Annotated in this window: 18 protein-coding genes; 14 read left to right on the top strand and 4 right to left on the bottom strand. The window is 32.6% G+C overall.

The annotated features are described in order from the left end of the window. Positions 1-74 precede the first annotated feature (74 nt). The 4 genes from addB (at position 75) to HMPREF3134_RS05480 (ending at position 9031) form a co-directional block, all read left to right on the top strand. Complete coding sequence (gene addB / locus HMPREF3134_RS05495; RefSeq protein ID WP_070441406.1) at positions 75-3563, top strand: helicase-exonuclease AddAB subunit AddB; 3489 nt, start codon at positions 75-77, stop codon at positions 3561-3563. Then, on the top strand, positions 3556-7233 hold the full coding sequence (addA, locus tag HMPREF3134_RS05490; protein WP_070441403.1) for a helicase-exonuclease AddAB subunit AddA: 3678 nt from the start codon (positions 3556-3558) through the stop codon (positions 7231-7233). Before addB ends, addA begins: the two co-directional genes overlap by 8 nt. A gap of 125 nt (positions 7234-7358) precedes the next feature. Continuing rightward, entirely contained in the window at positions 7359-8261 is a 903-nt protein-coding gene (locus HMPREF3134_RS05485) for a fumarylacetoacetate hydrolase family protein (RefSeq protein ID WP_070441400.1), read from the top strand. Positions 8262-8629: 368 nt separating this feature from the next. Beyond that, positions 8630-9031 carry a YisL family protein gene (locus HMPREF3134_RS05480; protein ID WP_070441397.1) on the top strand — a complete coding sequence of 134 codons (402 nt, stop codon included), beginning with the start codon at positions 8630-8632 and terminating at the stop codon, positions 9029-9031. Positions 9032-9104: 73 nt separating this feature from the next. Here HMPREF3134_RS05480 and HMPREF3134_RS05475 read toward each other — a convergent pair whose 3' ends face one another. Both HMPREF3134_RS05475 and HMPREF3134_RS05470 read right to left on the bottom strand, forming a co-directional pair. After that, entirely contained in the window at positions 9105-10427 is a 1323-nt protein-coding gene (locus HMPREF3134_RS05475; protein ID WP_070441394.1) for a CoA-disulfide reductase, read from the bottom strand. A gap of 81 nt (positions 10428-10508) precedes the next feature. Next, positions 10509-11333, bottom strand: a complete 825-nt coding sequence (locus tag HMPREF3134_RS05470; protein ID WP_070441391.1) for a Cof-type HAD-IIB family hydrolase — start codon at positions 11331-11333, stop codon at positions 10509-10511. 200 nt (positions 11334-11533) lie between these two features. Here HMPREF3134_RS05470 and HMPREF3134_RS05465 point away from each other — a divergent pair, with 200 nt between their 5' ends. From HMPREF3134_RS05465 to clpB, 3 genes are all read left to right on the top strand, one after another. Beyond that, on the top strand, positions 11534-11842 hold the full coding sequence (locus HMPREF3134_RS05465; protein WP_011276244.1) for a metal-sulfur cluster assembly factor: 309 nt from the start codon (positions 11534-11536) through the stop codon (positions 11840-11842). 446 nt (positions 11843-12288) lie between these two features. Next, positions 12289-14115: an acyltransferase family protein gene (locus tag HMPREF3134_RS05460; protein WP_070441389.1), complete on the top strand. Its 1827-nt coding sequence runs from the start codon at positions 12289-12291 to the stop codon at positions 14113-14115. Between the two features lie 294 nt (positions 14116-14409). Beyond that, the gene (gene clpB, locus HMPREF3134_RS05455) at positions 14410-17019 is read left to right on the top strand and encodes an ATP-dependent chaperone ClpB (RefSeq protein ID WP_070441386.1); all 2610 of its coding nucleotides are present in this window, start codon (positions 14410-14412) and stop codon (positions 17017-17019) included. 299 nt (positions 17020-17318) lie between these two features. Here the strand turns inward: clpB and HMPREF3134_RS05450 are convergent, their stop codons facing one another. Further along, on the bottom strand, positions 17319-17513 hold the full coding sequence (locus tag HMPREF3134_RS05450) for a YjzD family protein (protein ID WP_037549058.1): 195 nt from the start codon (positions 17511-17513) through the stop codon (positions 17319-17321). Between the two features lie 191 nt (positions 17514-17704). Between HMPREF3134_RS05450 and HMPREF3134_RS05445 the strand changes: the two genes are divergently transcribed. Both HMPREF3134_RS05445 and fabF read left to right on the top strand, forming a co-directional pair. Next, entirely contained in the window at positions 17705-18646 is a 942-nt protein-coding gene (locus HMPREF3134_RS05445) for a beta-ketoacyl-ACP synthase III (RefSeq protein WP_037538680.1), read from the top strand. Positions 18647-18659: 13 nt separating this feature from the next. Next, on the top strand, positions 18660-19904 hold the full coding sequence (gene fabF, locus HMPREF3134_RS05440; protein WP_070441385.1) for a beta-ketoacyl-ACP synthase II: 1245 nt from the start codon (positions 18660-18662) through the stop codon (positions 19902-19904). A 74-nt stretch (positions 19905-19978) separates the two neighbouring features. Here the strand turns inward: fabF and HMPREF3134_RS05435 are convergent, their stop codons facing one another. Next, positions 19979-20356 carry a DUF3899 domain-containing protein gene (locus HMPREF3134_RS05435; protein WP_053024304.1) on the bottom strand — a complete coding sequence of 126 codons (378 nt, stop codon included), beginning with the start codon at positions 20354-20356 and terminating at the stop codon, positions 19979-19981. 247 nt (positions 20357-20603) lie between these two features. Between HMPREF3134_RS05435 and opp3b the strand changes: the two genes are divergently transcribed. From opp3b to HMPREF3134_RS05410, 5 genes are read left to right on the top strand one after another with little or no spacing between them, the layout of a single operon-like run. After that, positions 20604-21530, top strand: a complete 927-nt coding sequence (opp3b, locus tag HMPREF3134_RS05430; protein WP_037549066.1) for an oligopeptide ABC transporter permease — start codon at positions 20604-20606, stop codon at positions 21528-21530. After that, positions 21530-22597, top strand: coding sequence for an oligopeptide ABC transporter permease (opp3C, locus tag HMPREF3134_RS05425; RefSeq protein ID WP_070441382.1), 1068 nt, complete (start codon positions 21530-21532; stop codon positions 22595-22597). Before opp3b ends, opp3C begins: the two co-directional genes overlap by 1 nt. A gap of 17 nt (positions 22598-22614) precedes the next feature. Next, positions 22615-23694 (top strand): ABC transporter ATP-binding protein, encoded by a 1080-nt coding sequence (locus HMPREF3134_RS05420; RefSeq protein ID WP_070441378.1) that lies wholly within the window; start codon positions 22615-22617, stop codon positions 23692-23694. Then, complete coding sequence (locus HMPREF3134_RS05415; protein ID WP_070441375.1) at positions 23687-24631, top strand: ABC transporter ATP-binding protein; 945 nt, start codon at positions 23687-23689, stop codon at positions 24629-24631. The genes HMPREF3134_RS05420 and HMPREF3134_RS05415 overlap by 8 nt, the downstream gene beginning before the upstream one ends. 27 nt (positions 24632-24658) lie before the next feature. After that, entirely contained in the window at positions 24659-26317 is a 1659-nt protein-coding gene (locus tag HMPREF3134_RS05410) for a peptide ABC transporter substrate-binding protein (RefSeq protein ID WP_070441371.1), read from the top strand. Positions 26318-26334: the final 17 nt, after the last annotated feature.

Raw genomic sequence — 26334 nt, 5'->3', positions numbered from 1 at the left:
ATATTTCGACCTAACAAAACATTTTTAAGAACGTATGTTCTGTGTTAAAATAAGTTCAAAGGAGTGTGGGCATAATGGAGTTGAACGCATACATTGGCAGAGCAGGGACAGGCAAATCTCATCATATGATTGATAATATTAAGCAACAAATGAAAGAGGATCCTCTAGGCGATCCAATTGTTTTAATAGCACCAACACAGAGTACTTTTCAATTAGAACAAGCATTTGTTAATGATAAAGAATTGAATGGAAGTCTAAGAACTGAAGTGCTTCACTTTGAACGCTTAAGTTATAGAGTTTTTCAAGAGGTTGGAGGATTAACTGAAGAACGACTAACGCAAGCGGCTACCGAGATGATGATTTATGATTTAGTTCAACAACATAAATCGGAATTAAAACTATATCAATCACAAGTAAATTATTATGGTTTTAGTGAGAAGTTAAGTGAACAAATTCAAGATTTTAAGAAATATTCTGTTACGCCAGAACATTTACATACATTTTTGCAAGATAATGACTTGAAGACGAGAACTAGACATAAATTAGAAGATATATCGCTTATTTATCAGTATTTTGAGGAACGCATAAATGGCGAATTTATTACTTCAGAGGATAGTTTAAATCATTTTATTGATATTTTAAGTCAATCAGAATGGATTAAAAGAGCAGAGGTATACATAGATGGATTCCACAACTTCTCTACATTGGAATATCAAATTATTAAAGCACTCGTTCAAAGCGCCAAAAAAGTTACTGTTCTTTTAACAACTGATGGTAATGAAGATCCATTTAGTTTATTCAGAAAACCCTCAGAGGTATTAACACATTTAAAGGAAATTGCTAAAGATTTAAACATAGAATTACAACAACAATTCTTTAAACAACAATATCGTTTTAACAATAAAGATTTAATACAACTGGAACAACAATTTGACGCATTGCAAATTAATCCTATCGCTTACGATGGCAGTATTAATATTTTAGAATCCTCAAGTATACGTGAAGAAGTTAATGAAGTAGCTCGCCAAATTATTAAAGATACACGTGATAAGCAATATAGATATCAAGACATTGCTATCTTGTATCGTGATGAAGCTTATGCATATTTATTTGACTCTGTTCTTCCACAGTACGATATTCCATTTAATATTGACACTAAAAGATCAATGACACATCATCCGATCATGGAAATGGTACGCTCACTTTTGGAAGTTATTCAAACAAACTGGAATATTAGTCCTATGATGCGTTTAATTAAAACCAATATTCTAACTAATCACTTTAAGGATAGTGCATATTTAATTGATTTATTAGAGAACTTTGTCGTTGAACGTGGTGTTTATGGCAAACGTTGGCTTGATGAAAAACTGTTTAGTATTGATAACTTTACGAAAATGGGACGTAAAGAACATAAATTAACTACTGAAGAGCGAGAAGATTTCGAGCAAGTAGTTCATTTAAAAAATGATATTATTGATAAAATATTAACTTTTGAAAAAGCAATGAACGAAGCAGAAAATGTGAGAGGTTTTGCGACAGCTTTCTATGAGACAATGGAGGCATTTGATTTACCTAAATATTTAATGACTCACCGTGACCAATTGGACGTCGATGGTCGTCATGAAGAAGCTGAAGAAATAGATCAAATTTGGAATGGACTTATTCAAATTTTAGATGATTTAGTCACTGTATTTGATAATGAAGAAATGACTCTTAAACGCTTTTTAGAGGTATTTGATATTGGTTTAGAACAATTAGAATTTGTAATGATTCCTCAAACCCTCGATCAAGTGAGTATAGGGACAATGGACTTAGCGAAAGTAGACAATAAAAAACATATTTATATGGTTGGAATGAACGATGGTGCTATGCCGCAACCGGTTTCTTCTTCTAGTCTAATAACAGATGAAGAAAAGAAAGTGTTTGAACAACAAGCACAAGTTGAATTAAGTCCTACATCAGATATCTTACAAATGGATGAAGCGTTTGTTTGTTATATTGCAATGACACGAGGCAGTGAACAAGTTACATTTTCATATAGTTTAATGGGTGCACAAGGTGAGGATAAAGAAAAAAGTCCATTTATAGACCAAATACAAGGGTTGTTCAATGGGTTAGAAGTAATGAATATTCATTATCAACATAATGCACAACCTTTATCGTTAATGGAGCATCCACATCAAACTAAAGTCGTCTTATTCGAATCTTTAAAAGCTTGGCTAGAGGCAGAGATGGTCGCTGATGTATGGGTTGATGCTTATCAAGTCATGCGTGATAATGACAAATTGAATAACGGTTTAGAGTACCTATTAACTGCGTTGACATATGACAACGAAACAGTGAAATTAGATGAACCATTGGCTGCATCTTTATATGGTTCAACAATTAACGCAAGTGTATCTAGATTTGAAGGGTATAATGATTGTCCGTTTAAACATTATGCGAATCATGGTTTAAGGTTAAATGAGCGTACGAAATATAAGCTTGAAAATTTTGATTTAGGAAATATTTTCCATACAGCATTGAAGTATATTTCGGATAAGGTAGATGGAGACTTTAAAAATCTTGATAATAAGAAGATACATGCTTTAACTGTTGAAGCTTTAGAGAATGTTTTACCTCAAGTCCAATTTAATCTCATGGATTCAAATGCATACTATCGGTATGTGTCAAAACGAATTGGTGTCATTGTCGAAAGTACTTTGAAAGCATTACGCTATCAAAATAAAAATACAAAGTTCAAACCACAACGTTTCGAAGCAGGGTTTAGAAAGACACCGAACAACAGTGAAGAACTTATTGCACAACCATTAATTACAAAACAAGGCATTCCAGTTAATATACGAGGACAAATTGATCGTATAGATGCTTACACTAAAGATGATAAGAGCTACATTAATATTATTGATTATAAGTCATCTAATCCCAGTGCGAAATTAGATTTAAAGAAGGTTTATTATGGTAAACAAATGCAAATGATGACTTATATGGATATTGCTTTGCAAAATGCCCAACGTCTGGGATTATCTAACGAAATTAAACCAGGTGGCCTATTGTATTTCCATGTACATGATGAACGTCTCAGTTTTAAAGATTGGGGAGAATTGGAAGATGATGCTTTAACACAGGACAAACTTGAACAAGCATTTTTAAAAGAATATAAATTACGTGGCTTAGTTAATAGCGATATGGATGTAGTAGACGCATTGGATATTCGTTTAGAAGAAATTGGTAAATCCGACATTGTTCCAGTTAGCCTGAAGAAAGATGGAAGTATTGGAAGTAGGGGGAGCAGTGTTGCTGATGAAACAACAATTCATAAATTTATCAAACATAATAAAGATAACTTTATAAAGACTGCTACAAATATTATGGAAGGTCATACCGAAGTTGCACCACTTAAATTCGATGACCAATTACCATGCCAATTTTGTAATTTTAAATCAGTGTGCCATGTGGATACTATTATTGATAGTAAACATTATCGCCATGTAGATGAAACTATAGATCCTATCAAAGCAATACAAGATGTCGAGTTAGAAAGCGGTGATCATAATGAATAACATCCCCATCAAACCTAAAGATGCTCAATGGACAGATGCACAGTGGAAGAGTATATACGCTAATGGTCAAGATGTATTAGTAGCAGCAGCAGCAGGGTCTGGTAAAACTGCTGTATTAGTAGAAAGAATTATTCAAAAAATTATTAGAGATGAAATAGATGTTGATAAGTTACTCGTTGTTACATTTACTAATTTAAGTGCGAGAGAAATGAAGCATCGTGTTGATCAGCGCATTCAACAAGCGTCAATAGAAGATCCTAGAAATGAACATTTAAAGAATCAACGCATTAAAATTCATCAAGCACAAATTTCGACATTACATAGCTTCTGTTTAAAGATTATTCAACAGCATTATGATGTCATTGATTTGGATCCTAATTTCCGCACAATTAGTGATGTAGAGAATGTGCTGTTACTTGAACAGTCTATTGATGAAGTTTTAGAAAAACATTATGATACACCGGATATTGAATTTCTTACTTTAGTAGAACAATTATCAAGTGATCGCAATGATGATAATTTTAGAGATTTGTTAAAACGTTTCTATAATTTCAGTATAGCCAATCCTTCACCGTTCGAGTGGTTGGATTCTTTAGTTGAAATTTACACGGACGATAATAAACATAAATTATATCTAGACGAATTAGAAAGATTATCGAAAATTTATATCAAAGCTGCATATCATACTTTGTTAGAAGCGGAAAATAACTTTCTGAATTGTATAGAAGCGGAAAAGCATTTAGATGTTATCAAACTAGAAAAATATAAATGCGAAAAAATGATTGAGGGTAATGTGATAAATTTTGAAGAAATCATCAATTATACCTCTGAAAAATTGCCTACAATAACTAAAAAATTAAAAGATACGAATGAAGATGAAGGTATAAGTTCTCAGTTTTTAACAAACGCTAAAGATTTTTATGATGATTATAAAAAACTATTATCTGAAGTAAAAAATAAGTATCTAATGCGTTCTTATGAAGATTTAAAAGTAGATATGAAACGTTTGGCTCCTAGAATTCAATACCTTGTACAAATCGTTAAGAATATTATTAATGACTTTGCTGAAAAAAAACGTAGTCGCAATGTACTGGATTTTTCTGATTATGAACACTTCGCTCTACAAATATTAACTGACCAAGAGGGCAATGCTTCGTCAATTGCGAAAGAATATCGATCACAATTTGAAGAGATTTTAGTAGATGAATACCAAGATACTAACCAAGTACAAGAAGCAATCATATCTAAAATTAAACGTGGTGACGAATCTAGTGGAAATTTATTCATGGTAGGGGACGTTAAACAATCTATCTATAAATTTAGACAAGCTGATCCAACGCTATTTATGGATAAATATCATCGTTTCACAAAAGATGGCAATCAATCAGGGTTACGTATCGATTTATCTAAGAATTTCCGTTCACGTAATGAAATACTCGCCACAACAAATTACTTATTTGACCATATGATGGATGAAGAAGTAGGTGAAATTGAGTACGATGCTGATGCGAGACTTTATTTTGGTGCTACTAAATATTCTGATAAATCTATGCCTCTCGAACTACATGCATTAATTCAAGATAAAAGTAGCGATAATGATTTAGAAAAGTCAGAACAAGAAGCTCGCTATATTGCTGAGCAAGTTAAATATATTATTGAACATAAACAAGTTTATGATATGAAGTCAGAAACTTATAGACAAGCTACTTTCAAAGATATCGTCATACTTGAAAGAGGGTTGAAAAATGCGCGCAATTTACAACAAGTATTTAAAGACTATAATATTCCGTTCCATGTAAATAGTAAGGAAGGGTACTTTGAACAAACTGAAGTACGTCTCGTCTTATCATTTTTAAGAACCGTTGATAATCCTTTACAAGATATATATTTAGTAGGATTGATGAGATCGGTTATATACCAATTTACGGAAGATGAATTAGCAACCATTCGAGTTCAAAGTATGAACGATGATTATTTCTATCAATCCATATTGCATTATATGAAAGATCAAGAAGCGAACTCAACGTTAGTTGAGAAATTAGAACATTTTATGGATGATATAAACATGTATCAAGAATATAGTCAATCTCATCCTGTGTATCAATTAATTGATAAGTTCTATAATGATCATTACGTTATTCAATATTTTAGTGGTCTTATTGGTGGTAAAGGTAGACGCGCAAATCTATATGGATTGTTTAATAAAGCAGTAGAATTTGAAAATTCAAGTTTTAGAGGGCTGTATCAATTTATTAGATTTATTGACGAACTAATAGAACGCAACAAAGACTTTGGTGAAGAGAATGTTATAGGTCCTAATGATAATGTGGTACGTATGATGACAGTTCACAGTAGTAAAGGTCTAGAGTTCCCATATGTTATTTATTCGGGACTTTCAAAGAATTTTAATAAAGGCGACTTACGTAAACCACTCATCTTAAATCAAAAATATGGTCTAGGTATTGATTATTTTGATTTAGAGCGAAATGTAACTTATCCGTCATTATCGTCAGTTGTCATTAAATCAATTACTGAAAAAGAACTTGTTTCTGAAGAAATGCGATTAATGTATGTAGCTTTAACACGAGCGAAAGAGCAACTCATTCTTATTGGTACTATTGATAAGGAAGAAACATTAGAAAAACTTGAGCGATTGCCAATTTCAGGTAATCAAATTGAATTGCATAAACGGTTATCAGCAGATCGACCTTTTGATTTAATATATAGTATTTTGGCTAAATACCAATCTACATCTTTATTACCAAAGTATCAGTTTGAGAAATCCATTGATAATTTAGATGAGAGTCTGCGTCCTACTGTAGATATTAAAATTGCACAATTTGAAGAACTTTCGATTGAGAACAGTGAATCAGAACAAGAAAGTCGCGATGTTTCAGATTTAGAAGTAGAAGGCTCGCATGATGATACATTAAAGCAACAAATTAATGATCAATTATCATTTAAATATCCTTTTTTAAAAAATACGGAGAAACCATCTAAACAGTCTGTTTCAGAATTAAAGCGTCAATTAGAAACAGAAGAAAGTGGTACAAGTTACGAAAGGGTAAGACAATACCGTATAGGTGTATCAACTTATGAGAGACCTAAGTTTTTACGTGAAAATAAAAAACGTAAAGCAAATGAAATTGGTACTTTAATGCATACAGTTATGCAACATCTACCATTTAAAGAAACTCTTATGACTGAAACAGAATTGAATGACTATATTAATGAATTAATTGAAAAGCATATTATTGAAGAAGATGCAAAAAAAGATATTCAATTTGAAGCAGTTATGAATTTTATTAGAAGTGACTTGTATATGACTATTACAAAAGCTGACAAAGTTTATAGAGAGTTACCATTTGTCGTAAATCAAGCGCGTGTAGACGAAATGCCTGAATTAGATGAAGATGTGTCAATTATTCAAGGTATGATTGATTTAATATTTTTAAAGGACGGTCAATATTACTTTGTAGATTATAAAACAGATGCATTTAATAAGCGTAGAGGTATGACAGATGAAGAGGTAGGTATACAACTTCATGATAAGTACAAAATTCAAATGAAATATTATAAAAATACATTAGAAACGATTTTAAATTCTAAAGTATACGGTTACCTTTATTTCTTCCAATTTGGTCAAATGAGTATTGAAGAAGATGTTTAATAGGTTTTTAATCCAATGAATGAAGTGTGTATTAAATTTCTAAAATTTCAGACATATATATTTGTGGTTTAGCAAAGATTAAAGTTATAATATGTATTAAGATATAGATGAGGAGTTGATACTGAATGAAATTTCTATCATTCAATTATAAAGACGCTGAATCTTACGGCGTAAAAGTTAAGCGTGAAGACGCAGTTTGGGATCTTAAAAAGGTATTTGCGGAATTTGGAGAAGGTGACTTCCACCCTCAAACATTATTAGAGGGATTACAACAAAACCAAACATTAGATTTCCAAGAACAAGTACGTAAAGCAGTTGTAGCGGCTGAAGATAGTGGTAAAGCAGATGAATTCAAAATCGCTTTTAATGACATTGAATTCTTACCACCAGTTACACCACCAAATAATGTTATTGCATTTGGTCGTAATTACCAAGATCACGCAAGTGAATTAAATCATGAGGTACAACGATTATACGTATTTACTAAAGCAGCATCATCATTAACTGGTGATGAATCAACAATTCCAAATCATAAAGATATCACTGATCAATTAGATTACGAAGGTGAATTAGGTATCGTAATCGGTAAATCTGGAGAAAAAATTCCGAAAGCATTAGCATTAGACTACATCTACGGATATACAATTATTAATGATATTACTGATCGTAAGGCGCAAAATGAACAAGATCAGGCATTTCTATCTAAAAGTTTGACAGGTGGTTGCCCAATGGGACCTTATATTGTAACTAAGGATGAGTTACCAACACCTGAAAATGTTAATATCGTAACCAAAGTTAATAATGATATTCGCCAAGATGGTAATACAAGTCAAATGATTAATAAAATTGATGATTTAATTGAAGAAATTTCTAAATATGTAGCATTACATCCAGGAGATATCATTGCTACTGGCACACCAGCTGGTGTAGGTGCAGGTTTACAACCGCCTCAATTCTTACAACCAGGTGATGAAGTCAAAGTTACTATTGATAATATTGGTACATTAACTACTTATATTGCTAAATAATAATTAATAGTTCAAAAATGTTATAAGGATTGTCTATCATAATTAGTTCATAATAAATGATTGAATTGAGACATCTTTTATTATAAGTATTTCTTAATTGTAATCAGTTAATGCAGGTGAGCCTGGGACATAAATCAATGTCCCGGGCTCTAATTATAGATTGCCAGAAGTTGTCAGAAATAAAAACGCACTTGTTACAAGCGTTTTAATTCAGGGGCCCCAGCAGAGAGAATTTCACATGGAAATTCTACAAAACCATTATTTTAGTTTCACATCCATCTCATATAGCGTTTAACAATACGTTCAAGTGTTTATGTGATATGATAGGTAAGTAAAAAGGTAATAAATAGTATTGGGGGAATTCGGTCTTGTTACATATGCATATTGCAAGTTGGGCGTTGACAATTATTTTATATGTAATTGCATTTTTACATATTTCAAAATCACAAGGTCCTACACCTATGTTTAAACCTTTACAAATGGCATTAAGAGTCTTTATGTTACTCACTTTATTCTCAGGGTTCTGGTTGTTAATTCAAGAATTCATGGCTGCTAGCCATGGTGGTGGGGGCAACCATATGTTGTTAACACTGAAGATGCTTTGTGGTATAGCGGTAGTTGTACTAATGGAAGTATCTATTGCCAAACGCAAGAAACACGAAGCAAGTCATGGTTTATTCTGGGCAACAATTATTTTAATAATTATTACTATGGCGTTAGGTATTATCCTACCATGGGGTCCAATTAGTAGCCTTTTTGGAATTAGTTAAAATTTAAATTATTAATGATATAGGGATAGCCCTTAAATGATTGAATTTGCAGTAATCATTTAAGGGCTATTTTTTATAAATCTCTAGCTTTGTAACCAATCATATTAACTAAATCTTTTGGATGACTGTAAGGTGGTGCGTATGCCACTTCAAATTCAGTTAATTCATCAATGGTTAATTCGCTCATCATTGCCATTGATAATACGTCAATACGCTTATCAACACCTGTTTTACCTACTGCGGCAGCACGTAAAAGACGACGATTATTTGTGTCAAAGTAAACGCGTAAGTGGACATTAGTATTTCCAGGGTAATAACCAGCATGAGTGCCAGAATTTAATTCAACCATTTGATAATCAAAATGCGTTAATTCTTCGACTTTGATGCCGACGCTTGCTAATGTATAATCGAAAAATTTAACGATATTGGTACCTAAAAACCCTTTGAAAATGATATTTTTATTACCAGCTAGTTGTTCTGCAATGACGCTTGCGCCACGATGTGCTCCCCAAGCTAATGGAACTTGTGCGGGTAGATTTACATGACGGTACGAAGAGGTAATCACATCACCCAAAGCATAAATATTTGGGATGTTTGTTTCAAACTTATCGTTAACTTTAACGAAGCCTTTATCATCTAATTCTACGTTAGATGACTCGATAAATTTCGAATTTGGATGTGTACCAACGCCTTCAATAATTATATCGTAGTCTTCTTGAATGCCTGATTTAAAAGTAACCATATGATCATTAACACTTACAATTTCCTCATTTAATCGATAAGATATGTGTCGCGAATCTAGCTCGTCAAAGATAACTTGATTCATATCTTGGTCCATCAACTTGTTAATTTTATCAGAGCGGTGAATTAGAGTAACATCTAATCCTCTAGCATATAAATTCTCCAAGACTTCTAATGAAATATAACCTGCTCCTACTACTAATGCTTTCTTAGCCTGATGTTGATCTATAAATCGATCGATGGCATCAGTATCCTCCATATTGCGTAAAGTGAATATGTAATCACTATCAAAGCCTAAAGAATTAGCACCTGCACCAGGACTCAATATTAATTCGTCATAACTCGCTTCAAATTTTTCATTCGTTTGACGATTTACTACCGTCACTGTTTGATCTTTGTCATTAATAGCAATTACTTCATGATACGTTTTAACTGTAATATTTTTCTTTTCTTTAAACACGTCTGGCGTAATCGGTAAAACATCTTTACGTTCATTAACAATGTTACCTATAAAGTAGGGTAATCCACAATTTGCGAAACTCATGTCGCGGTCTTTTTCAAAAATAGTAATTTCACTGTCTTTATCTAAACGTCGTATTTGGCTAGCACAGGTAGCACCACCGGCGACAGCACCGACTACAATTATTTTACGCATCATACATTCCTCCAGAAAAATTATATTAAAAAAGTGAGACATTATAAAAGTATACATTTGTCTCACTTTAAGAATTGTTGTTTAACCTTTATAAGGTAAATTTAATTTAAAGAAATCATTTAAATAACGGCCGATACCATCATCATTATTTGAATAAGTAATATGGTTTGCAATATGTTTTAATTCATCTAGACCATTGTCCATTGCAATACCATATTTAGCATATTTAATCATTTCAATATCATTATCCTCGTCTCCGAAGGCTATAATATGTGAAGGTTCAATTCCTAAATAGTCTTTGACTTGATCAATCCCACGCGCTTTACTAATCCCGCGTTTAACGATTTCGATTACTGGGAAAGGCGCTCCCCAACGTCTGTGCTCAATATTCTCTGCATAGAAACGCGTCAACATTTGCTTGATTCTAGGTATGTAAATCTCTTCTGCTTCTACTAATAACGACGTTGGTGCTTCATCTAATTCTTCTAATAAATTACCTGTTTCAATTTTAGGATTACCCATTGAAAAACCCTCAAATAATCTAGGATCATGATTATTAATAAACACGTGATCGCGAACCTCAGCAATAATATTTGTAACTTTTGCTTTTTGAAGTGTTTCGATCATGTTTCTAGCGAGGTCCACATCTAGTACCTCGTGTGTCGTTTTAAAATCATCTGATTTAGGATGATGAACATAAGCCCCATTGAAGTTTACAATAGGTGTATCCATGTTTAATTCATGATAATAAATTTGGCTTGCACGGTATGGTCTTCCAGTCGCAATCATAATGCGATGACCTTGCTTTTTTAATGTTGTAAGTACTTGCTTAGTATAGTCGCTAATTTCTTTATTATCATTTAATAATGTCCCATCTAAGTCTAAACAAATTAAATAAGGTTTCATATATTTCTCCTTAAGCTACATATCTATAGAATAAAATACATTAACATTTCATATTAAATGTTTTTAAAATTGATACATAAATCAACTTTATAATGTTATTATAACGTCTTTATTCGCTTAGTTGTATCATAGCATTTTATTGGCGTTTTGTCGGATATTTGATATATTAGTGTAAAGATAAATAATGAGAGGTGATACTAATGGAAGAGGCATTAAAAGACAGTATCCTAGGTGCACTTGAAATGGTTATTGACCCTGAATTAGGTATTGATATCGTTAATTTAGGTTTAGTATATAAAGTGAATGTTGATGATGATGGTTTGTGTACAGTTGAAATGACTTTAACATCAATGGGTTGCCCACTTGGGCCACAAATTATCGAACAAATTAAAACAGTATTAGCTGAGATTCCAGAAATACAAGACACAGAAGTTAATATTGTTTGGAATCCACCTTGGAACAAAGATATGATGTCAAGATACGCTAAAATTGCATTAGGCGTTGGCTAATTAATCGCTTTTGAACAATAGTACACGATTAGGATGTACTATTGTTTTTTTATTTATAATAGAAACAATTTAAATGTTCATTTTCAATGCTTTTAGTGACAAAGTTAAGTTAATAAATGACATAATTGTAATATAAATTGAATTTGTTTAAGCGTTATACTACAATACATAAGAATTACAATATAAAATAATTTAAATTGTACTTGCATTTATGAAAAATAATAATAAATGCGTCAAATTTTATAAAATATTATTATAGTTCAAGCTCAGACATCTAAGTATAAAACTCGATTCAATCATATACATTAAAATATAAAAGTATATTAACTTAAATCATATTTTTTCATGTTGTTGATCATCGGCTTTCGTTTTATCCTGATTTTCAGTGCTTTAGTAATTAATGAATTTATTAAAATTTATTATTTAATAGGGAAAGAATGTGAACAATGAAACAAGATTTTGAAAAAGGGAAACAACGTAAGACTAAAATGCGTTACATGCCTGGTTTAGATGGACTAAGAGCAATTGCTGTCTTAGGTATTATCATTTACCATTTAAACAGGAAATGGCTTACAGGTGGTTTCATAGGTGTAGATACCTTCTTCGTTATTTCTGGATATTTAATCACAAGTTTACTTTTAAAGGAATACGAGGAGCGAGGTATTATTAGCCTTAAACAATTCTGGATTCGACGAGTTAAAAGGTTACTTCCAGCAGTTGTTGCGCTATTAATTGTCGTTGGGATTGCTACATTAATATTTGAACCACAACAAATCGTTCGAGTTAAACATGATATTATCGCTGCATTATTCTATGTGTCGAATTGGTGGTATATTGCCAAGGATGTTAACTACTTCGAACAATTTTCATTTATGCCATTAAAACACCTGTGGTCACTTGCAATAGAAGAACAGTTCTATTTGTTCTTCCCATTTGTGTTGGTCATTTTACTCTTAACGATTAAAAAATATCGCAATGTTACTTTGATATTATGGATTATTTCTCTAGTGTCTTTATTAGCGATGGTCATTATTTCACAACCCAATGTTGGGTATTCAAGAGTTTATTTTGGGACAGATACTCGCTTGCAAACGTTATTATTGGGTGTGATATTAGCATTTGTATGGCCACCGTTTAAATTAAAAGCCAATCCACCAAAAGTATTGCAACGTTCTATTGATTGTATAGGTGTCTTAGGTCTAATAACACTTATCTTCTTATTCTTTACAGTGAAAGATACTAGTGCATGGATTTATAATGGTGGATTTTATCTCATCTCAGGTATGACATTATTTATTATTGCTAGTGTCGTACATCCTTCTAGTATCCTAGCAAAGGTCTTAGGTCATCGTATATTTGTTTATATAGGTAAACGCTCTTATAGTTTATATTTATGGCATTTTCCTGTCATAAGTTTTATACACATTCATTTTGTTGATGGACAACTTCCTATTTATGTGTACTTTGTTGATATCATACTTACAGTTTTATTTGCTGAGTTATCATATCGTTATATTGAAACACCATTTAGACGTGAAGGTTTAAAGGCATTTTCATTCAATTATTTAAAACGACCTAAATTTATTCGGACAATAGTGTCAATTATTGCTGTGATACCAATAGTACTGTTATTCTTAGGTGTCTTCGATCGTTTTGGAAAAGATGAAATTGAAAACAAAGCAAATTCATTCAACACGAGTGATCAAGATAAATATTTAGTAAGAATGATGCCTGGAGAAAATATAAAAATCGATGGCTCAAGTAGTAATAGTAAAAGTAAAAAACAAGTTTATACTAATATTAGTCCATTACTTATTGGAGACTCAGTGATGGTAGATATTGGTGAAGAATTTAAATCTCAAGTACCTAAAGCAACCATTGATGGTAAAGTTGGTCGTCACCTACAAGAAGCGTTGTCAATAGCAGGCAATTATTCAAATTATAATAAACCATCAGATAAAATCGTTTTAGAACTAGGTACAAATGGTGATTTTACAGAGGAAGAATTAAATCAATTAATTAATAAGTTTGGTAAAGCACAAATTTACCTTGTTAATACACGTGTTCCTCGAGATTGGCAAGATAATGTTAATAAACAACTAGCTAATGCTGCTAAAAAGCATAAGAATGTAACTGTAGTGGATTGGTACCAACGTTCTGCAGGACATTCTGAATATTTTGCACCAGATGGTGTGCATCTTGAAAATAGTGGTGTAAAAGCTTTATCCGATGAAATAATCAAAGCTATAAAGAAAAATCCAAAAAACAAATAATTCATTCTAAACCAGTTTAGTGATTTTAAATCATTGAACTGGTTTTTTTATTTGCAGTTTTAACGTATATTTGATGTTTATAACAGAAAAAAGTGTGATAAAACAAGTAATAAAAGAGACTCACTAATCGCTTCAAACTAGCTTGAATAGGCAGTTTGAGAAATTTTTAAAAGTTGAGTATAAGTGTTGCGTAATCATATAAGAGAGTCTATAATGTAATTAAGGTCAAAGAAAGTCAAAGTCAAAACGAACTAATTGACCTTACTCTTATCAAATATATAGGGGTGAATAAATTTGGATATTAATCAAATGACATATGCAATTCAAGGTGCATTACAAAAAGCGGTTGAATTGAGTAAAGAAAATGAATTACAAAATATTGAAATTGAAGCTATATTAAAGGGAACTTTAGAAGAAACTGATAGTTTATTTAAAAGCATATTAGAACGAGCAAATATAGATACAGATGAATTAAATCAAGCGTATACAAATAAATTGAAAAATTATCCTTCTGTACAAGGAGATAATATTCAATATGGACAATATATAGGATCTAAAGCAAATGAATTATTAAATAAAGCTGAATCATATATGAAAGAATATGAAGATGAATATATTTCAATGGAACACGTCCTTCGTGCTGCGATGGATATTGATGATACTACTAAACAATTTGTTGGAAATAAAGAAGAAGTTGTGAAAGAAATAATAACTAAAGTAAGAGGGGGAAATCATGTGACTTCACAAAATCCAGAAGTAAATTATGAAGCTTTAGAAAAATATGGTCGTGACTTAGTAGAAGAAGTACGTCAAGGTAAAATGGACCCTGTTATTGGCAGGGATGAAGAAATTCGTAACACAATTCGAATCTTAAGTCGTAAAACTAAAAATAATCCAGTATTAATCGGGGAACCTGGTGTAGGTAAAACTGCAATTGTTGAAGGTTTAGCGCAACGAATTGTACGAAAAGATGTGCCTGAATCATTACTCGATAAAACAATTTTTGAATTAGATTTAAGCGCATTGGTTGCTGGTGCAAAATTTAGAGGTGAATTTGAAGAGCGACTTAAAGCAGTACTTAAAGAAGTAAAAGAGTCAGATGGACGCATTGTTTTATTCATTGATGAAATTCATATGCTAGTTGGTGCAGGTAAAACAGATGGTGCAATGGATGCTGGTAACATGTTGAAACCGATGTTAGCACGTGGCGAATTGCATTGTATTGGTGCAACTACTTTAAATGAATATAGAGAATATATTGAGAAAGATTCTGCATTAGAACGTCGTTTCCAAAAAGTAAGTGTAAGTGAACCAGATGTAGAAGATACAATTTCAATTTTACGTGGATTAAAAGAACGCTATGAAGTTTATCATGGTGTACGTATTCAAGACCGTGCTTTAGTTGCAGCAGCTGAATTATCAGATCGATATATTACTGATAGATTCTTACCTGACAAAGCAATCGATTTAGTTGACCAAGCATGTGCAACAATTCGAACAGAAATGGGTTCAAATCCAACTGAATTAGACCAAGTTAATCGTCGTGTTATGCAATTAGAAATTGAAGAAAGTGCTTTGAAAAATGAATTTGACAACGCAAGTAAACATCGTTTAGAAGAATTACAAGAAGAACTTTCAAATGAAAAAGAAAAACAAGCTTCCTTACAATCTCGTGTTGAACAAGAGAAAGAAAAAATTGCGAAAGTACAAGAAAAACGTGCTGAATTAGATCGTAGTCGTCAAGTTCTAGAAGATGCACAAACTGAGGGCAATCTAGAAAAAGCAGCAGAATTACAATATGGTACAATACCTCAATTAGAAAAAGAATTAAAAGAATTTGAAGAAGCCTATCAAGATGAACAAGGTGACAGCGAACGCATGATTCGTGAAGTTGTTTCTGATGAAGAAATTGGAGACATCGTAAGTCAATGGACTGGTATTCCAGTATCAAAATTAGTTGAAACTGAACGAGAAAAATTATTGAACCTAAGTGATATCTTACACGAACGTGTTGTGGGTCAAGATAAAGCAGTAGACTTAGTATCTGATGCTGTTGTAAGAGCACGTGCAGGTATTAAAGATCCTAATAGACCGATTGGTAGTTTCTTATTCTTAGGACCAACTGGTGTAGGTAAAACTGAATTAGCAAAATCATTAGCTGCATCATTGTTTGATTCTGAGAAACACATGATTCGAATCGACATGAGTGAGTATATGGAGAAACATTCAGTTTCTAGATTAATTGGTGCCCCTCCAGGTTATGTAGGTCATGATGAAGGCGGACAATTAACAGAAGCGGTTAGACGTAATCCATATTCAGTCATTTTATTAGATGAAGTTGAAAAAGCACATAGTGATGTATTCAACGTTTTACTTCAAATATTAGATGAAGGTCGTTTAACTGATTCTAAAGGACGCAGTGTTGACTTTAAAAACACTATCATTATTATGACAAGTAACATCGGTTCACAAGTATTACTTGAGAATGTTAAAGATACTGGTGACATTACTGAAGACACTGAAAAAGCTGTAATGGATAGCTTACATGCATTCTTTAAACCAGAAATCTTAAACCGTATGGATGATATAGTATTATTTAAACCATTATCTATTAATGATATGAGTATGATTGTTGATAAAATCTTAACTCAATTAAATATACGCTTAATGGATCAACGTATTTCAATTGATGTGTCTGATGACGCGAAAAAATGGTTAGGAGAAGAAGCATACGAACCACAATTTGGTGCAAGACCATTGAAACGTTTTGTTCAACGTCAAATTGAAACACCATTAGCACGTATGATGATTAAAGAAAGCATGCCTGAAGGTACTGTGGTAAAAGTTGATATAAATGATGATCATGAATTAACATTTGATGTACAAAAGCTTGAAAATGAATAATGAATGTTTAGGTAAACCTAGGGAGTGTGATGAGCACTTTCTAGGTATTTTTGTTTTTAAGTGCAGTTCAGTGTATTGTTGCATTCACTTGCCTTAGTTATAACTTAAACTAAATATTAGTAAGAATAAGTAATTCCTCACTTCAAAACCTTTTTCAAAGTCATGAAGGTTGTAATGTATCGCTATAATAGTAAGGGTTCATCTATATCTAGTTTAATAAAGAAAAACACTTGAAATTTGATTAATAAATTCAAATTCCAAGCGTTTTTAACGTATTGTATTATTATGTAGTAATAAGACTATCTGTTACCTGAACGGGTAAAATCATCTGGTTTAATCATGGCAGTTAGAATAGCAATTACAATTGTAAAGATAACTGCTAGAACTATTGGGGTGATAAAGTTTAATGTTCCACCGCCATTTAAACTATTTAATACAAAGTTAACCATTTGTAATAAGATGACTGCCCAAATAAAAGTTACGAGGTATTTCATACCGATGACCTCCATTATTTATATACATTCATTTTAAAGTAAAGTAATCTATTTGTATAGAGATAGCAGTTATCTGATAAAAATTTGTAATGAAATCTGTGTTTGTGAAAGGGTAACTACTTGAGTAGTGATAAAAAAATGTGTTAAATTAATACCTGGTATTAAAAAATGAAGTAAGAAGGTGTACGTTCATGAACGTAGGTATAAAAGGATTTGGTGCATATGCGCCAGAGAAAGTCGTTGATAACGCTTATTTCGAAAGTTTTTTAGAAACTTCAGATGAATGGATTTCTAAAATGACTGGAATTAAAGAGAGACGCTGGGCAAGTGAAGATCAAGATACATCTGACTTAGCATTCGAGGCTAGTAAAAAAGCGATTGAAGATGCAGGAATCACACCTGCTGATATAGATATGATTATTGTTGCAACTGCTACTGGAGATATGCCATTCCCATCGGTTGCCAATATGTTGCAAGAAAAATTGGGTACACGTAAAGTACCAACAATGGATCAATTAGCTGCATGTTCTGGATTTATGTATTCTATGATTACAGCAAAACAATATGTTCAATCAGGTGATTATAAAAATATCCTTGTAGTAGGTGCAGACAAATTATCTAAGATTACTGATTTAACAGATCGTTCAACAGCAGTCCTTTTTGGTGATGGTGCTGGTGCAGTAGTTATTGGAGAAGTTTCAGAAGGACGAGGTATCATTAGTTATGAAATGGGATCTGATGGTAACGGTGGAAAATACTTATACTTAAACAAAGATACTGGTAAACTAGTAATGAACGGACGAGAAGTCTTCAAGTTTGCGGTAAGAATTATGGGTGAAGCATCAACACGAGTGGTTGATAAAGCTGGTCTACAATCAGATGATATTGATATGTTTATACCTCACCAAGCAAACATTAGAATTATGGAATCAGCTCGAGAAAGACTAGGTATAGAGAGAGAAAAGATGAGTGTATCTGTTAATCGCTTTGGTAACACATCTGCTGCCTCAATACCTTTAAGTATTTCACAAGAATTAGAAAATGGAAGAATTAAAGATGATGACACACTAGTATTAGTAGGTTTTGGTGGTGGCCTAACATGGGGCGCTATGGTTATCAAATGGGGTAAATAGGAGGAAATAATGTATGACTAAGAATAAACGAGTTGTAATTACTGGTATGGGTGCATTATCACCTATTGGCAATGATGCCCAGACAAGTTGGGAAAATGCCTTGAAAGGTGTTAATGGAATCGATACTATTACTAGAATAGATACAGAGGATTATAATGTTCATTTAGCAGGTGAACTTAAAGATTTTAATATTGAAGACCATATTGAAAAGAAAGAAGCTCGACGTATGGATCGTTTCACACAATATGCGGTAGTTGCAGCACGTCAAGCAGTTGAAGATGCTAAATTGGAAATCAATGATGAAACTGCTAATCGCATAGGTGTATGGATTGGTTCAGGAATTGGTGGTATGGAAACGTTTGAAACAGCACATACAACACTTCAAAATAAGGGACCAAGAAGAGTAAGTCCATTCTTCGTACCTATGTTAATTCCTGATATGGCAACTGGCCAAGTATCAATTGATTTAGGTGCAAAAGGGCCAAATGGTTCTACAGTTACAGCATGTGCTACTGGTACAAACTCAATTGGTGAAGCATTTAAAATTATACAACGTGGCGATGCAGATGCGATGATAACAGGTGGTACAGAAGCACCAATTACACACATGGCACTTGCAGGATTCAGTGCTAGTCGTGCCTTATCTACAAATGATGATAAAGAAACAGCTTGTCGTCCATTCCAAGAAGGTCGAGATGGCTTCGTTATGGGTGAAGGTGCTGGTATTTTAGTGATTGAATCATTAGAATCGGCACAAGCGCGTGGTGCTCAAATCTATGCTGAAATAGTTGGTTATGGTTCAACTGGTGATGCATATCATATTACAGCTCCCGCTCCTGAAGGTGAAGGTGGTTCACGTGCAATGCAAGCAGCACTTGATGATGCAGGTATTGAAGCAAAAGATGTTCAATATCTTAATGCACATGGCACGAGTACACCTGTAGGTGATATGTATGAAATTAGAGCGATCAAGAATACGTTTGGAGATTCTGCTAATCAACTAAAAGTTAGCTCTACTAAATCAATGACTGGTCATTTATTAGGTGCAACTGGTGGTTTAGAGGCTATCTTCTCAGCATTATCTATTCGTGACTCTAAAGTCGCACCAACTATTCATGCGAATACACCAGATCCTGAATGTGATCTAGACATTGTTCCAAATGAAGCGCAAGATTTAGAAATTACTTATGCAATGAGTAACAGTCTAGGCTTTGGTGGTCATAATGCAGTATTAGTATTTAAGAAATTTGAAGATTAATTTTGAAAAAATGATATTAGATCAAGGACACTAATTGATAATGTCCTTGGTCTATTTTTTGTATGTAGAATGATTTAAAGTAGAAATGAAATTATTATTGTCATCACAAAGTATGCAATATTACATATTAAAGCTGGAGCAATCCATGTAGATATAAAATAATGCTCCTTTTTAACTTGTTGAGGATTTAAAAATTCATCATCTGCCATTGTTCTCTTTTTTGAACGAGACGATAGTTGATATCTTATTCTTCTAAAACCATAGCTCGTTGCATCAAAAATTCCCTCTTGAACTAATAAAATGAAAAAAATGCATATAAATATGGATAAAGATATATAAAACAAAATATTAATGTATGAAATGAATGTTTGGTTACTAATGATTAACCATATTATTAAAGAGAGTAGAGGCGTAATCATTGACCACACAACCCAACTTTTTTTATTTTTCATTACGAGACCCCCAGATGAAACTTAATACCATTTTATCTTATTAGTATAAATAATAATATCTTAAATCTAAAACCTGTAATTAAAATACAAATGACAGTAAAAAGAACTTTTATTTTACAACTCAATTTTTAAATATTGTTAAAATTATATTGCAATTATATGAAAATTGTATATATAATATTACTAAATATTTCTGAAAATTTTGAAGGGAATGTTAATTTTGAAAATTCAATAAGGGGGTTATTTAATGACGCGATATATTTTTAAACGTTTGGGGTACATGTTTTTATCGCTTTTCATTATTATTACAATTACATTTTTCTTAATGAAATTAATGCCCGGTTCACCATTTAACGATGCGAAACTAAGTGCTGAGCAAAAGGCAATCCTTAATGAAAAGTATGGTTTAAATGATCCAGTTGCCATTCAATATCTTCATTATTTAAAGAATGTCGTAACTGGAGACTTTGGGTATTCATTCCAATATCATAATCAACCGGTATGGGAGCTTATAAAACCGAGATTGATTCCTTCTATGGAAATGGGTATTACAGCTATGATTATCGGGGTTATTTTAGGGTTAATCCTTGGCGTAGCAGCAGCTACTAAACAAAATACCTGGGTAGATTATACAACAACTATAATTTCAGTAATCGCAGTATCAGTACCATCATTCGTATTAGCCGTACTTTTACAATATGTGTTTGCGGTACGTTTACGTTGGTTCCCAGTAGCTGGGTGGGAAGGATTTTCAACAGCAGTCTTACCTTCACTAGCATTGTCCGCGACAGTTTTAGCAACAGTAGCAAGGTATATTCGAGCAGAAATGATAGAAGTATTAAGTTCAGATTACATATTATTAGCACGTGCAAAAGGTAACTCTTCTATAAGAGTGCTATTTGGACATGCATTACGTAATGCATTAATTCCAATTATTACTATTATTGTACCAATGTTAGCAAGTATATTAACTGGTACATTGACTATTGAAAATATTTTTGGAGTACCAGGTCTTGGGGACCAATTCGTTAGATCGATTACAACAAATGATTTCCCAGTTATCATGGCTACAACAATATTATTTAGTACATTATTTATTGTTTCAATCTTTATTGTAGATATTCTTTACGGAATTATTGATCCTAGAATTCGTGTGCAAGGAGGTAAAAAATAATGACAAATGATAAATTTGAAAAGCCGTTGGATGATCATTCAAATGCGGCGATGACACATACCTCTGAAGGCATTGCAGCTTCTGACTTTGTTATTAGAGATATAGATTTAAATAAAGAACCTGAAATGCAACGAGAAAGTAAAAATTTCTGGGAAGATGCATGGGCACAGCTAAAACGAAATAAACTTGCTGTAATAGGGATGATTGGCCTTATACTTATAATAATTTTAGCTTTAGTTGGTCCACTAATAAGTAAACATGATTTTGCTGAACAAAATGTCGATTATCGAAATCTTCCAGCAAAAATTCCCGTATTAGACAAAGTTCATTTTTTACCATTTGATGGTACAGGTTCTGACGGTAAAGATGCTTATGCAAAAGTGGGAGCTAAAGAAAATTATTGGTTTGGAACAGATCAACTAGGTAGAGATTTATGGACACGTACATGGAAAGGCACTCAAATTTCTCTAGTTATTGGTATAGTGGCTGCCTTATTAGATATTTTTATCGGAGTAGTATATGGCGCTATTTCAGGATTTTTTGGTGGGCGAGTAGATGATGTAATGCAACGTATTTTGGAAATCATTGCTTCAATTCCAAACCTTATTGTAGTAATTTTATTCGTACTTATTTTTGAACCTTCTATTTGGACGATTATACTAGCCATGTCAATCACAGGTTGGTTAGGAATGAGTAGGGTTGTTCGTGGTGAATTTTTAAAATTAAAAAACCAAGAATTTGTAATGGCATCAAGAACTTTAGGCGCATCTAAAGTCAACTTGATTTTCAAACATATTCTCCCTAATACATTAGGGGCTATAGTAGTAACATCTATGTTTACTGTCCCAAGTGCGATTTTCTTTGAAGCATTCTTAAGTTTCATTGGTATAGGTGTCCCAGCACCACAAACATCACTAGGATCTTTAGTTAATGATGGTCGTGCAATGTTATTAATTCATCCACACGAGTTATTCATTCCAGCAACAATTTTAAGTTTATTAATTTTATTTTTCTATCTATTTAGTGATGGATTACGCGATGCATTTGACCCTAAAATGCGTAAATAATAAAGGAGGCACACGTTATGTCAGAAAGAGTATTAGAAGTCAACGACTTGCATGTTTCCTTTGATATTACTGCTGGGGAAGTGCAAGCGGTTAGAGGCGTAGATTTTTATTTGAACAAAGGGGAAACGTTAGCAATAGTGGGAGAGTCTGGTTCTGGAAAATCAGTAACCACTAAAGCAATTACAAAGTTATTCCAAGGGGATGTTGGAAGAATAAAAAAAGGTAAAATCGATTTTTTGGGAGAAGATTTAGCTACTAAATCGGAAAGTGAATTAATCAAATTACGTGGAAAAGACATTTCAATGATATTCCAAGATCCTATGACATCACTTAATCCAACGATGCAAATTGGTAAACAGGTAATGGAGCCACTTATTAAACATAAAAATTATAGTAAATCTGAAGCCAAAAAACGTGCTTTAGAAATATTAAATTTAGTAGGCTTACCAAATGCAGAGAAACGTTTTAAAGCTTTTCCACATCAGTTTTCAGGTGGACAAAGACAAAGAATTGTTATCGCAACAGCTTTAGCTTGTGAACCTAAAGTATTGATTGCAGATGAACCAACAACAGCATTGGACGTAACAATGCAAGCTCAAATTTTAGATTTAATGAAAGATTTGCAGAAAAAGATTGATACATCAATCATATTTATTACCCATGATTTAGGTGTAGTAGCTAATATTGCAGATAGAGTAGCTGTTATGTACGGAGGACAAATGATTGAAACAGGGAATGTTGAGGAAATATTTTATGACCCTAAGCATCCTTATACATGGGGATTATTATCATCAATGCCTGATTTAACTACTAGTAATGATACAGAACTAATTGCGATTCCAGGAACACCACCTGATTTATTACATCCTCCAAAAGGCGATGCTTTTGCGAGAAGAAGCCAGTATGCTTTAGATATTGACTTTAAACAAGAGCCACCTTGGTTCAAAGTGTCGCCGACTCATTTTGTTAAGTCATGGTTATTAGACGAACGTGCACCTAAAGTAGAACCGTCTGAGATGGTTAAACAGAAACAACGTCATATGCCAAATAATTATGACAAACCACGTCAAGTAGAAAGGGTGTCGTTCGATGGATAAAAATAATGAAGTATTATTAGAAATTAAAAATTTAAAACAATATTTTAATGAAGGTAAACGTAATGAAGTAAGAGCCATTGAGGACATATCTTTTGATATCTATAAAGGGGAAACATTAGGGTTAGTTGGAGAGTCAGGATGTGGTAAATCGACTACAGGTAAAGCAATTATAAAGCTAAATGATATTACAAGTGGAGAAATTTTATATGAAGGACAGGATATTCAAAAAATTTCTAAACGTAAAGATTTATTAAAGTTTAATAAAAAGATTCAAATGATTTTCCAAGATCCATATGCATCACTTAACCCTAGATTAAAGGTCATGGATATCGTTGCAGAAGGTATTGATATACATAAATTAGCAAGCAGTAAAAAAGACCGTAAACGTCGTGTTTATGACTTACTTGAAACGGTAGGTTTAAGTAAAGAACATGCGAATAGATATCCACACGAATTTTCTGGTGGACAACGTCAACGTATCGGTATCGCGCGTGCGCTAGCAGTGGAACCAGAATTTATTATTGCGGATGAGCCTATTTCAGCTCTAGATGTATCAATACAAGCTCAGGTAGTTAATTTAATGTTAAAACTTCAACGAGAAAGAGGAATTACCTTCTTATTTATTGCCCATGATTTATCAATGGTTAAATATATTTCTGACCGTATTGCGGTAATGCATTTTGGGAAAATTGTTGAATTAGGTTCAGCTGACGAAATTTATTATCACCCATTACATGATTATACGAAATCATTGTTATCAGCGATTCCTCAACCTGACCCAGATAGTGAGAGAACACGTAAACGTGTAGCATATCAAGAAGATGAATCTAAAAATTCTGAGCGAAAACTTCAAGAAATAAGACCAGATCATTATGTTTTTGTAACTGATGAAGAAGCTGCTCAATTAAAACAAGAACATCAAACGCAAAGCGTTTAAATGCAGGGGAAGGAGGATGAATTTACTATGAAATCTTTAAAATATATAGCAACTTTATTAATAGTGGTTTTAGTACTTTCAGCTTGTAGTAATAATAAAAGTTTATATTCAGATGATGGTCAAGTCTTTAGAAAAGTTATTACACAAGATATAAGTACTTTAGATACGGCATTAATTACAGATGCAGTATCAGGAGATATAGCTGGCCAAGCATTTGAAGGCCTATATTCAATTGATAAAGGCGATAAGGTTACTTTAGGTGTAGCTAAAGAAATGCCTAAAAAAAGTAACGGGGGCAAAACTTTAACAATTAATTTAAGAAAAAATGCTAAGTGGTCTAACGGTGACCCAGTAACTGCGGATGACTTTGTTTATGCATGGAGAAAAGTTGTGGACCCCAAAACAGCATCTGAATTTGCTTACATAATGAGTGATATTAAAAATGCAGATTTAGTTAATTCAGGAAAAAAACCAGTGAGTGAATTAGGAATTAAAGCACTAGATAAATATAAACTTCAAGTTGAATTAGAAAAACCTGTGCCTTATATAAATGAACTATTGGCTTTAAATACTTTTGATCCTCAAAATTCTAAAATTGCCAAAAAATATGGAGAAAAATATGGTACAAAAGCCGATAGAGCAGTATATAATGGACCTTTTAAAGTAATTAATTGGCAAGTGGAAGATAAAATTCAACTTGTAAAAAATGACAAGTATTGGGATAAAAAGAATGTTAAATTAGATAAAGTAAATTATAAAGTACTAAAAGATCAACAAGCTGGTGCATCATTATATGATACAGATTCGGTTGATGATACAATCGTAACATCTGAGCAGGTTAACAAATATAAAAATAGTAAAGCATTGAACCATCGTTTAACTGCTGCTACATTCTATATTAAAATGAACGAAAAAACTGTTCCGGAATTTAAAAATAAACACTTAAGATTAGCTATTGCGCAAGCTATTAATAAAAAAGGATATGTAAAATCTGTTTTAAATGACGGTTCTTTAGCCTCAGATAATTTCACTGGTATTGGAACTGCTAAAACACCAGACGGCAAAGATTTCGCAAGTACAGTTTCATCTCCATTAAAATATGATACCAAAGAAGCAAAACAAAATTGGGAAATTGCGCAAAAAGAATTAGGTAAAAAAGAATTTACTTTTACTATGAATACTCAAGACACCCCAGCAGCGAAGATTGCTGCTGAATATATAAAATCGCAGATTGAAACAAATTTACCTGGTGTTACTCTAAAAATTAAACAAATGCCATTTAAACAAAAAACAACTCTAGAGCTAGCAAATAATTATGAAACGTCATATTCAGGATGGAGTCCTGACTATCCAGACCCAACGGCTTTCTTGGAAATAATGACAAAAGGTAATGCTCAAAATAATACTGATTGGGGTAACGAAGAATACGATAATCTTATCAAAGAAGCTAATGGTTCTTTACTACGTGAATCTGATAAGAGAAATGAAGCTTTACAAAAAGCTGAAAGTATTTTACTTCACGACGCACCAGTTGCACCTATATATCAAAAAGGAGAAGCACATTTAACAAATCCACAAGTTAAAGGGTTACAGTATCACAAAGTAGGTCCAGATACTACACTTAAGCACGTGTATATCGATAAATCTATTGATCGTGAAACAGGTAAAAAAAAGAAAAGTGAATAATAGAAATAGCCATGGGA

The organism is Staphylococcus sp. HMSC14D10 (assembly GCF_001808125.1).
In the GTDB taxonomy this organism is placed as follows: domain Bacteria; phylum Bacillota; class Bacilli; order Staphylococcales; family Staphylococcaceae; genus Staphylococcus; species Staphylococcus haemolyticus.
Note: the sequence above shows the minus strand (reverse complement) of the source record. Positions and strands in the feature narration are given on the sequence as shown.

Coding starts and splice junctions, on each gene's coding strand:
- addB (WP_070441406.1), top strand. CDS start 75: ATGGAGTTGAACGCATACATTGGCAGAGCAGGGACAGGCAAATCTCAT.
- addA (WP_070441403.1), top strand. CDS start 3,556: ATGAATAACATCCCCATCAAACCTAAAGATGCTCAATGGACAGATGCA.
- HMPREF3134_RS05485 (WP_070441400.1), top strand. CDS start 7,359: ATGAAATTTCTATCATTCAATTATAAAGACGCTGAATCTTACGGCGTA.
- HMPREF3134_RS05475 (WP_070441394.1), bottom strand. CDS start 10,427: ATGCGTAAAATAATTGTAGTCGGTGCTGTCGCCGGTGGTGCTACCTGT.
- HMPREF3134_RS05470 (WP_070441391.1), bottom strand. CDS start 11,333: ATGAAACCTTATTTAATTTGTTTAGACTTAGATGGGACATTATTAAAT.
- HMPREF3134_RS05465 (WP_011276244.1), top strand. CDS start 11,534: ATGGAAGAGGCATTAAAAGACAGTATCCTAGGTGCACTTGAAATGGTT.
- HMPREF3134_RS05460 (WP_070441389.1), top strand. CDS start 12,289: ATGAAACAAGATTTTGAAAAAGGGAAACAACGTAAGACTAAAATGCGT.
- HMPREF3134_RS05450 (WP_037549058.1), bottom strand. CDS start 17,513: ATGAAATACCTCGTAACTTTTATTTGGGCAGTCATCTTATTACAAATG.
- HMPREF3134_RS05445 (WP_037538680.1), top strand. CDS start 17,705: ATGAACGTAGGTATAAAAGGATTTGGTGCATATGCGCCAGAGAAAGTC.
- fabF (WP_070441385.1), top strand. CDS start 18,660: ATGACTAAGAATAAACGAGTTGTAATTACTGGTATGGGTGCATTATCA.
- HMPREF3134_RS05435 (WP_053024304.1), bottom strand. CDS start 20,356: ATGAAAAATAAAAAAAGTTGGGTTGTGTGGTCAATGATTACGCCTCTA.
- opp3b (WP_037549066.1), top strand. CDS start 20,604: ATGACGCGATATATTTTTAAACGTTTGGGGTACATGTTTTTATCGCTT.
- opp3C (WP_070441382.1), top strand. CDS start 21,530: ATGACAAATGATAAATTTGAAAAGCCGTTGGATGATCATTCAAATGCG.
- HMPREF3134_RS05420 (WP_070441378.1), top strand. CDS start 22,615: ATGTCAGAAAGAGTATTAGAAGTCAACGACTTGCATGTTTCCTTTGAT.
- HMPREF3134_RS05415 (WP_070441375.1), top strand. CDS start 23,687: ATGGATAAAAATAATGAAGTATTATTAGAAATTAAAAATTTAAAACAA.
- HMPREF3134_RS05410 (WP_070441371.1), top strand. CDS start 24,659: ATGAAATCTTTAAAATATATAGCAACTTTATTAATAGTGGTTTTAGTA.